Raw genomic sequence first — 9,411 nt, forward strand, 5'->3', positions numbered from 1 at the left:
ACGCGCAGGCTCCCGCGGCGCCCGCTCCGGCAGCCTCGGGCCGATCCGGTCGGCACCACCGGGCAGTGCGTCGGTGCCCACGCGGGCGGCGTGGGCACCGACGCGGAAGGGCGCACGCGGGCGGCGTGGGCTCCGACGCGGAAGGGCGCACGCGGGCGGCGTGGGCTCCGACGCGGAAGGGCGCACGCGGGCGGCGTGGGCTCCGACGCGGAAGGGCGCCCGCGGGCCGTGCGGCCCCGGGCGCCCCTCACCGGCACGCAGGCCGGCCGACACTAGATCGTCGCGGTGTCGATCACGAAGCGGTAGCGGACGTCGCTCGCCAGCACCCGCTCGTACGCGTCGTTGATCTCGGACGCGCTGATCAGCTCGATCTCGGCGCCGAAGCCGTGCTCGGCGCAGAAGTCGAGCATCTCCTGGGTCTCGCGGATGCCGCCGATGCCGGAGCCCGCGAGGGTCTTGCGGCCGCCGATCACCGAGAAGAGGTTGAGCCTGACCGGCTCCTCGGGAGCACCGACGTTCACGAACGCGCCGTCGGTCCTGAGGAGGGACAGGTAGGCGTCCAGGTCCAGCGGAGCCGAGACCGTGGACAGGATGACGTCGAACGTGCCGCGCAGCTCCTCGAAGGTCTTCGGGTCGCTGGTGGCGTAGTAGTGGTCGGCACCCAGCTTCAGGCCGTCGTCCTTCTTGCGCAGCGACTGCGACAGGACGGTGACCTCGGCGCCCAGCGCGTGGGCGATCTTGACGCCCATGTGGCCGAGGCCGCCCATGCCGAGGACGGCGACCTTCTTGCCGGGGCCGGCGTTCCAGTGCTTGAGCGGGGAGTACGTGGTGATGCCGGCGCAGAGAAGGGGTGCGGCGACGTCCAGCGACAGGCCGTCGGGGATACGGACGACGTAGTTCTCGTCGACGACGATCTTCTCGGAGTAGCCGCCGTAGGTGGGCTCTCCGTCCTTGCCGACCGCGTTGTACGTGCCGGTCATTCCGCCGCCGGTGCAGTACTGCTCCAGGCCCGCCCTGCAGTTGTCGCACTCGCGGCAGGAGTCGACCATGCAGCCGACGCCCACACGGTCGCCGACCTTGTACTTGGTGACGCCGGAGCCGACCTCGGAGACGATGCCGGCGATCTCGTGACCGGGCACCATCGGGAAGATGGCCTCGCCCCAGCCCTCGCGGGCCTGGTGGATGTCGGAGTGGCAGATGCCGGCGAACTTGATGTCGATCAGGACATCGGACGCGCCGACCTCGCGGCGCTCGATGGTGGTGCGCTCCAGCGGAGCCTTGGCGGCGGGAGCGGCGTAGGCAGCAACAGTGGTCATGCCGGGAGTTCTCCTCAGGAGTGGTCTGTCCGTGCCCGGCCGGCTCCGGCCGGGCACGGATCCCAGACTGCCTCCGGCGCGGGGCTTCACCCAGGCCACGGCTTTGCGTACGTCCAGCGGTCCTACTACTGGCGGGGTCAGGATCCTCTGCGTACGACCGTGAATACTGGACGTATGAGCGAACAGCCCTCTCAGGAGCCCACCGGGGAAGTGGGCCGGTCGCTGGACCGGCGTGCGGAGCTGAGCGAGTTCCTGCGCAGTCGCCGGGCCCGGCTGAAGCCCGAGGACGTGGGGTTGCCGGACTTCGGACGGCACCGCCGCGTACCCGGGCTGCGCCGCGAGGAGCTGGCGCAGCTGGCCGGGGTGTCCGTGGCGTACTACACGCGGCTGGAGCAGGGCAACGGCCGGAACGTGTCGGCGGAGGTCCTCGACGCGATCGCGCGGGCGCTGCGGCTGACGGCTGCCGAGCACGCGCATCTCACCCACCTGGCGAAGCCCAAGCAGCACAAGAAGAAGCACGCGGCCCGGCCGCAGCAGGTGCGCCCGGCGCTGCGGCAGCTGCTCGACTCGATGGACGGCGTCCCGGCGTATCTCACCGGGCGGCGCTCCGACATCCTCGCCTGGAACCGGATGGCCGCGGCGATCTTCGGCGACTGGTCCGAGATGCCGCCCCAGGAGCGCAACTGGGCGCGTCTGGTGTTCCTGAAGCCCGAGTACCGGGACCTGTTCGTGGACTGGGAGCAGAAGGCGATCGACATCGTCTGCATGCTGCGCATGGACGCGGGCTGCCACCCGGACGATCAGCGACTGTCCACGCTGGTCGGGGAGCTCTCCGTGAAGAGCGAGGACTTCCGCCGGCTGTGGGCGACGCACGACGTGAAGGAGAAGAGCCACGGGCTGAAGCATCTGCGGCACCCTCTGGTGGGCGAGCTCTCGCTGCGCTTCGAGTCCTTCCGGCTGCTGGACGACGGCGAGCTGGCCCTGATCACGTATCACGCGGAGCCGGACTCGTCCTCGGCTGAGGCGTTGCGTCTGCTGGCGTCCTGGGGCACGGACGCGACCCGTGCGGGGGCGGCCGCACCGCAGTAGGACCCACCGGCACGCCCCGCGCACCGGGTCACGCCGTCGTGCCGTGCGTCGCGGGCCGCCACGACGGGCACCGCGCCCGGCACGGCGGAACCGTCACGCCCGGCACGGCGGCCCCGTCACGGCTGGTACGGCGGTGCGGCGCCCCAGGTCCACTTCGGCACCGGCTGCTCTCCCGGAGGGGTCGCGTCGGGGCCGGAGAAGTAGACGGCGAGACGTGTACCCCACTCCACGTAGGCGAGGAAGGCCGAGCGGAACTCGGCGTCGGTGGGCAGTCCGGCGTCGTCGGCGGCGTCCTGGAGGAGGTTCACCCAGCGGCGGCGCTGCACCTCCGTGATGTTCTTGCCGAAGTGCTTGGCGACCATGTGCCCGTGGCCGCCCTGCGTCTCGGAGTACGCCGGCGGGCCGCCGAAGACCTCGCCGAGCCAGAGCGCCACGTGGACGGCGTGCTCGGGGGCCAGGTCCGCGAACAGGGGTGCCAGGAGGTCGTCCTTGAGCACCTTGCCGTAGAAGGACTCGGTGAGCCGGGTGAAGGCTTCGGCGCCGCCCGCCCAGGAGTAGAGCGTGGGGACCGACGCGCCGGCGCCCCGCACCGTCGTCGGTTTGTAGTGGCGCATCTCCTCGATGTCGCCGATGAAGGGGCGGATCTCGGCGAGGAAGCCGGGGAAGAGCTCCGAATTGCGGAAGCCCTCGATGTGGTCCTCGGTCGACGTCCAGGTGATCCTCAGGATGAAGTGCTCGAAGTCCTCCTCACAGCGGGCGAGTTCGTAGTCGACGCACTGCGGGGCGGCGGCGAGCCGGACGGCGGCCCGCGTGTAGGCGGCCAGGAACTCGGCCGACTGTTCCTCGGGGATGCGGTAGCGGATGTATTCGACGGTCGTAGCGGTCATGCCCTCACACAAACACGGACGGCCCGTCGGAAGCTCTGCTTCCGACGGGCCGCCGCCGCGTGTCAGCGTTGGGCGAAACGAGTCAGCGCTCGGCGAACCCGGGACCCGCCGCCACGGTCACTTGCCGTAGTAGGCGTTGTAGATCGAGATCGTGGACTTGTTGCCCTTCTTGTCGGCGATCTTGGCGTGGAACGAGACGCCCTTGCCCTTCGCCGGGTTCTTGTAGGTGATCCTGCCGTTCCTGACGTCGACCTTGGTCCAGGTCTGGCCGTAGTCGTAGCTGACGTACACGGACAGCGAGCGGAGGTTGGACCCCGCGGCGGCGCCCTGGACGGTGACCGGGACGGTGACCTCGCGGCCGGCGGGTCCCCGGCTGTCCAGGCCGAGGGGCGCGCCGAAGCGGGCCGTGGACACCGGCAGCTTCACCCCGTCGGCCTTCTTGGAGCGGAACGTCCAGGAGGCGTCGATCCGCGTGGAGGCCGCGGCCACCTTCACGGAGCGCTTGACGGAGGTGGTCAGCCGGTAGGACGCGTCGGCGTCCGGCACCTTGAAGCGGCCGCTGCCGTCGAGCGGGTCGTCGTTCTCGGCGATCTTCGTGCCGTTGCGGTACAGGGTCGTCCTGACCGAGGTCACGAGGGAGGCCCCGGCGTGCGACTGCCCGTCGGCGAGCATCGGCAGGTAGCCGCTGATGTAGCGGCCGTCGCGGAAGACGCCGTACGCACTGCTGAGCTTCGGGCCGAAGACGCCGGTGTTGAAGGTCTTCGTGTAGCTCCTGCCCGCCGCGAAGGTCTGTGCGTCACCGAGCGTGTAGAAGGCCTCGTCGAGCGGGAAGCCGTCGGCGTCCTTGCCGCCGTACTGCTCGAAGTCGAGGCTCCACTGCACGCGGTCGCCGGTGGACACGTGCAGTGTGCGGGTGCCGGGCAGCTTCTGCTCGACCCCGACGCCGAAGGCGAAGTCGTCGGTCAGATAGCCGTACGCGGTGACGGCACCCGTCTTGCCGGAGGCCGCGGCGCCCATGCCGGTCTTCACGGTGGCCAGGTCGCCCGCCTTGTAGTGCTTGACGTGCGCGCCCTGGAGCTTGGTCACCTTGCCGCCGGTGAAGATGTCGTACTCGGTGTCGTCGCCCTTGGTCCAGACGCCCGACCAGCTCTGCGTCAGGCCCGAGGAGAGCGCCGGGCCGATGTGCGCGACCCGCAGGTCCGCGAAGGACTCCATGCCGACGCCGAAGCCGAAGTCGGAGGGCGCGTACATGTACGAGACGACCGCGGAGACGGGCTCGGCCCCGGCGTCCGGCACGGTGATGTCGGCGGATGTGGCCGTCCGCTGGTCGACGGTCACCGAGACGTTCCGGGTGACGCTCAGCCGGGGCTGGACGAGCCAGTCGAGGCCGCCTTCCAGCTTCTCGGGGTCCTTCACCAGCTGGGAGTTCAGGGTGTAGGTGCCCTTGGGGACCCGGACGGTCTCGGTGGCACCGGTGCCCTGCGTGACGTAGTCGCGGTCAGCGCCGGTGTACGGGGTCAGACCGGTGAAGTGGGTGGGCTTCTCCCCGTCCCGCGCCACGTACTTCAGCTTGACGTCGTAGGACTCCACCTCGCGCTGCACGGCGGCGGCGGTGCGCACGGACTGGCCGCCGCCCGTGGCGGTCACGTACGCCCCGTACGCGCCGTCGGCGGTGCCGCCCAGCTTCGTGTCGGCCGTGATGCCGACGGAGGCCCTGCCGCCCGCCGGGACCTTCACCGTCTTCGCGCCGAGCGTGAAGAAGCCCGCGGGGGCCGGCCGGCCCTTGGGGCCGGTGGCGGTCACCGCGAGGGTCAGGGTGACGTCGGTCCTGCCCACGTTGCGGTAGGTGATGCTGCGGGTCACCGGCTTGTCGTCGGTGTGCGGCCACTGCGCGACGGGGAAGGCGACCGAGCCGGGGTCGGCGATGACGGTCTGCTTGATCGCCCGGTCGACGGCGATACGGCCGGTTCCCTGCTGGAACGGCGTGTACGCGCCGCCCTTCGCGGAGCCCGTGAGCGCGCCCTTGAGCTCGGCGAACGTCCAGTCCGGGTGCTCCTGCTTGAGGATCGCGGCGGCGCCCGCGACGTGCGGGGTCGCCATCGACGTACCGGAGATCGTCAGATAGCCCGGCGGCCTCTCGCCGACCTCCTTGGCGATGACGCTGCCCGGGGCCGCCGCGGCCGTGATGTCCACGCCCGGTGCGGTCACGTCGGGCTTGATCGCGCCGTCGAGGCCGGGGCCGCGGCTGGAGAAGGACGCCAGCTTGTCCTTGTCGTCGACGGCGCCGACGGTGAGCGCGTCGGCCGCGCTGCCCGGGGAGCCGATGGTCTGCTCACCGAAGTCGCCGTCGTTGCCCGCGGCGATGGCGAAGAGGATGCCCTTCTCCTCGGAGAGCTTGTTGACCTCCGCTTCCAGCGGGTCGATCTCCGGCGTGTCACCTCCGCCCAGGCTGAGGTTGACGATGTCCGCGCCCTGGTCGGCGGCCCACTCCATGCCCGCGAGGATGCCGGAGTCGTCGCCGTAGCCGTCGTCGCTGAGGACCTTGCCGTTGAGGATCTTCGCGCCGGGCGCGACGCCCTTGTACTTGCCGTTCGACTTCGCGCCGGTGCCCGCCGCGATGGACGCGACGTGCGTGCCGTGCCCGAAGCGGTCGGTGGCGTCGGCGGAGGTGGAGAAGTTCTTGGCGGCGATCACCTGGTCCTTGAGGTCCGGGTGGGCCGCGTCGACTCCGGTGTCCAGGACGGCGATCTTGACGCCCTTGCCGTCGTAGCCGGCCGCCCACGCCTTGGGGGCGCCGATCTGGGGCACGGACTTGTCGAGGCTCGCCTTGCGGACGCCGTCCAGCCAGACGTGCGCGACGCCCGCGGCGGCCGCGCCGTCGTCCGTGACCGCGTTCCACAGCTCGGCCGCGTCCTGCCGCGGGGTGAGGACCGCGTCCGCGTTCAGTGACCTGAGGGTCCTGCGGACCGTGCCCGCGTCCCGGACGTCGGCCCTGGCGGCGGCCGCGGCGCCCCGGTAGCCGACGATCAGCTTCAGGCCCTGCTTCTGGGCCTTGCGGGTGGCCGCCCGGTTCAGTTCGGTGACGTCGAAGAGTCGCTTGTCGAGCCGCCCGGAGGCGATCAGCCGCTGGGCGTCGGCCGGCACGACGAAGGTGTGGCCGGCCGTCTTGCGGACGAACACGGGTATGTGGGCGCGTCCTTCGGCGCGTTCGAAGCCGACGACCCGACCCCCGGTGTCGACGGCCACCCGGTCGCCGGTGATCAGCGTGATGTGGTGCCGGGCGGTGAGCCCGGAGGTCCCTGCGGCCGCGGAGGCGCTGCTCGCGTGCGCGGCCTCGGCCGACGCCGGGCTGGTCATGCCCGCCGTCAGGGCCACGGCGGCCGCCGTGGCGACGCTCGCGACGCACGTTCTTTTCACTTGTCTGCGCAAGTCTCCCCCTGGAGATGTGATCCGGACGAGGAACTCGTTCATCCGGCCGGGGGAGGTCCCGTACACATGCGCGTGCACCCCCCGGAACACGCAGTATGCCCGGGGGGTGATCGTCCGCCAATACAGTGGCGAGGGTGAAGAGTTGACGGGGTTGTTCCGCTACGCCCCCGCGCTCCCCCTTCTGTACGTCTTCATACCCTCGCGATTCCTGTGCTCCTTCATGCCCCCGCGTTCTCCTTGACGGTGATCCGGCCCTTGCGGATCGTCGCGAGTCGCGGGGCCTTCCTCGCGATCGACGAGTCGTGGGTGACCATGATGAAAGTGAGCCCGTACTCCTTCCACATGGCTTCCAGTACGTCCATGATCTCGTCGCGCATGGACTCGTCGAGGTTTCCCGTGGGTTCGTCGGCGAGCAGTACCTTGGGCTGCTTGACCAGGGCGCGGGCGATCGCGACGCGCTGCTGCTGACCGCCGGAGAGTTCGGCGGGCAGATGGCCGAGGCGCTCGGCGAGGCCCACCGACTCCAGTGCCGCGGCGGCCCGTTCGCGCCGCTCCTTCGTCTTCACGCCGAGAGGGACGAGAGCGGTCTCGACGTTCTCCTGGGCGGTGAGCGTGGGAATCAGGTTGAAACTCTGGAAGACGAAACCGATGTTCTCGCTGCGCACTCGGGTGAGCCTGGCCTCGGACAGTTTCGCCATGTCCGTGCCGTCGAGCTCGACGCTGCCGGAGGTGGGACGGTCGAGTCCGCCCAGCATCTGGAGGAGGGTGGACTTCCCGCCGCCGGTGGGGCCCTGGATGACGAGCCGGTCCCCGGACCCGATGGTCAAATCGACACCGTCGAGCGCGTCGACGACTCCCTTGCCCCGCGTATAGCGCTTGGTGACGCCTCTGAGTTCGTACATGGTGCAACTCCTGGGATACGTGAGTACGTGGGGGCCGGGCTATTCGACGCGGCGCAGGGCGTCGGCGGGGCGCAGCCGGGAGGCACGCCAGCCGCCGAAGGCGCCGGCGACGAGTCCGCCGGTGACGGCGAGGGCGACCGCGACGACGATGGTGTTCAGGCTGACGGGCGCGGTGAGCGCGACGTCGAGGGCCTTGCTCGCGGTCTGCCGGCCGGGGCCGCCGAACACGCCGCCGCCCGGACCGCCGCCACCGGGGCCGCCGGATCCGCCGTTCGAACCGCCCAGCTCCGCCTGGAGGGTGGGGCTGATCTCCGTGACGACGTACGCGCCGGCGAGGCCGATCGCGATGCCGAGGGCTCCGCCGACCAGGCCGTTGACGATGGCCTCGCCGACGACCTGGCGGGTCACCCGGCCCGACTTCCAGCCGAGCGCCTTGAGGGTGCCGAACTCGCGCACGCGGCGGGAGACGGCCGAGGAGGTGAGCAGGCCGGCCACCAGGAAGGCGGCGACGAGCACCGCGATCGACAGCCACTTGCCTACGTTCGAGGCCAGGTCGGAGGCGGTGGACAGGGAGCCGGAGACGGTGTCGGCGAGGTCGGCCGAAGTGGTGACCGTGGTGCCGGAGATGTTCTTCTGGATGGTGCTCTTGACGCTGTCGATCTGCTGCGAGTCGGACGCCTTGACGTAGATCGTGGTGACCTTGTTCTTGGAGTCGCTGAGCGTCTGCGCCTGCTCGAGCGGGATGTAGAGGTTGGCCGCCGCGTCACCGCTGTCGGGCGTCGCGATGCCGATGACCTCGTACTTCACCTTCTTGATGGTGACGGTGTCGCCGACCTTGAGCTTCTTCTCCTTGGCGTACGACTTGTCGGCGACGGCGACCTTGGCGTCGGTCTCCGAGGTCTTGAAGGTGCGTCCGCTGGTGATCTTCGAGGAGGTCAGCGGGCCGAGGGCGGGCTTGGTGACGTCGGTGCCGTAGACCGAGTAGTTGTTGACGTCGAAGTCGGCGCCGCCGCCCTCGACGCGGCCCTGCGGGGACTGCTGGGCGCCGGGCCCGCCGCCCTGCCGGTTGCCGCCGGAGTTCGGGTCCTGCTTGAACTGACCTCGCGTGAACTGTCCGTCGATGCGGATGACTTGCAGGCTCAGGCCGCCGACGGAGTCCGCGACGCCCTTCTGCGCGTCGACCTTGGAGACCGTCGAGGCGGACAGGGTCTGGAAGCCCTGCACCATGACGCGGTCGCTGCTCTGCTCCTCGTCCGAGTCGCTGTCCCGGGCGTCGAAGTTGAACCGCGGGCGCTGGCTGGAGCCGGTCGCGGGCGCCGCCGCCTTGGTGACCGTCATGTCCGTGCCCAGTCCGTACAGCGACTGGAGGACCTTGCCCTGCGCCTTCTCCATGCCGGAGGACACGGAGCTGACCACGATGACCAGGGCGATGCCCAGGGCGAGTCCGGAGGCGACGACGAGGGCCGCCTTTCTGCGGCGGCGCAGTTCGCGCCTCAGGTAGGTGAAGAACATGGCCGCAAGGTAGGTACGGCGCGTGATGAAGGGATAAGGCCGAAATAAGAGAACGATGAGAAGGCTGTGCCGGGCCGTGAGAAGAGCTGTGCGCCGGCCCGGAAGCCTGTGCGGACGGTGGGCGCGCGGCCCGGGGAACGCGAAGGCGGCGGGGGCCCCCGGGGGGGGGCCCCCCCCCCGGGGGGGGGGGCGCGCGCACAACGCCGAGCCGGCCGTCCACCCCGCCCCGGTGAGGTTGCACGCGGTGAGGGCCGTGTGCGGGGCGGCGGGGTTGTG

Annotated in this window: 6 protein-coding genes; 1 reads left to right on the forward strand and 5 read right to left on the reverse strand. The window is 70.7% G+C overall.

The features are described from left to right. Positions 1-272: 272 nt before the first annotated feature. Entirely contained in the window at positions 273-1,316 is a 1,044-nt protein-coding gene (locus ACZ4IF_RS28815; RefSeq protein WP_467567930.1) for an NAD(P)-dependent alcohol dehydrogenase, read from the reverse strand. Between the two features lie 174 nt (positions 1,317-1,490). On the opposite strand from ACZ4IF_RS28815, the gene ACZ4IF_RS28820 reads away from it, so the two are divergent. After that, positions 1,491-2,405: a helix-turn-helix domain-containing protein gene (locus ACZ4IF_RS28820; RefSeq protein ID WP_467567932.1), complete on the forward strand. Its 915-nt coding sequence runs from the start codon at positions 1,491-1,493 to the stop codon at positions 2,403-2,405. A gap of 116 nt (positions 2,406-2,521) precedes the next feature. Here the strand turns inward: ACZ4IF_RS28820 and ACZ4IF_RS28825 are convergent, their stop codons facing one another. The 4 genes from ACZ4IF_RS28825 to ACZ4IF_RS28840 form a co-directional block, all read right to left on the reverse strand. Further along, positions 2,522-3,292: a globin domain-containing protein gene (locus ACZ4IF_RS28825; RefSeq protein ID WP_467567934.1), complete on the reverse strand. Its 771-nt coding sequence runs from the start codon at positions 3,290-3,292 to the stop codon at positions 2,522-2,524. A gap of 117 nt (positions 3,293-3,409) precedes the next feature. Next, the gene (locus tag ACZ4IF_RS28830; protein WP_467567936.1) at positions 3,410-6,709 is read right to left on the reverse strand and encodes a S8 family peptidase; all 3,300 of its coding nucleotides are present in this window, start codon (positions 6,707-6,709) and stop codon (positions 3,410-3,412) included. Positions 6,710-6,939: 230 nt separating this feature from the next. Next, positions 6,940-7,623 (reverse strand): ABC transporter ATP-binding protein, encoded by a 684-nt coding sequence (locus ACZ4IF_RS28835; RefSeq protein WP_467567939.1) that lies wholly within the window; start codon positions 7,621-7,623, stop codon positions 6,940-6,942. Between the two features lie 39 nt (positions 7,624-7,662). Beyond that, positions 7,663-9,135 carry an ABC transporter permease gene (locus ACZ4IF_RS28840; RefSeq protein ID WP_467567941.1) on the reverse strand — a complete coding sequence of 491 codons (1,473 nt, stop codon included), beginning with the start codon at positions 9,133-9,135 and terminating at the stop codon, positions 7,663-7,665. Positions 9,136-9,411: the final 276 nt, after the last annotated feature.

The organism is Streptomyces sp. NPDC025784 (assembly GCF_055558435.1).

Coding starts and splice junctions, on each gene's coding strand:
- ACZ4IF_RS28840 (WP_467567941.1), bottom strand. CDS start 9,135: ATGTTCTTCACCTACCTGAGGCGCGAACTGCGCCGCCGCAGAAAGGCG.
- ACZ4IF_RS28820 (WP_467567932.1), top strand. CDS start 1,491: ATGAGCGAACAGCCCTCTCAGGAGCCCACCGGGGAAGTGGGCCGGTCG.
- ACZ4IF_RS28815 (WP_467567930.1), bottom strand. CDS start 1,316: ATGACCACTGTTGCTGCCTACGCCGCTCCCGCCGCCAAGGCTCCGCTG.
- ACZ4IF_RS28835 (WP_467567939.1), bottom strand. CDS start 7,623: ATGTACGAACTCAGAGGCGTCACCAAGCGCTATACGCGGGGCAAGGGA.
- ACZ4IF_RS28825 (WP_467567934.1), bottom strand. CDS start 3,292: ATGACCGCTACGACCGTCGAATACATCCGCTACCGCATCCCCGAGGAA.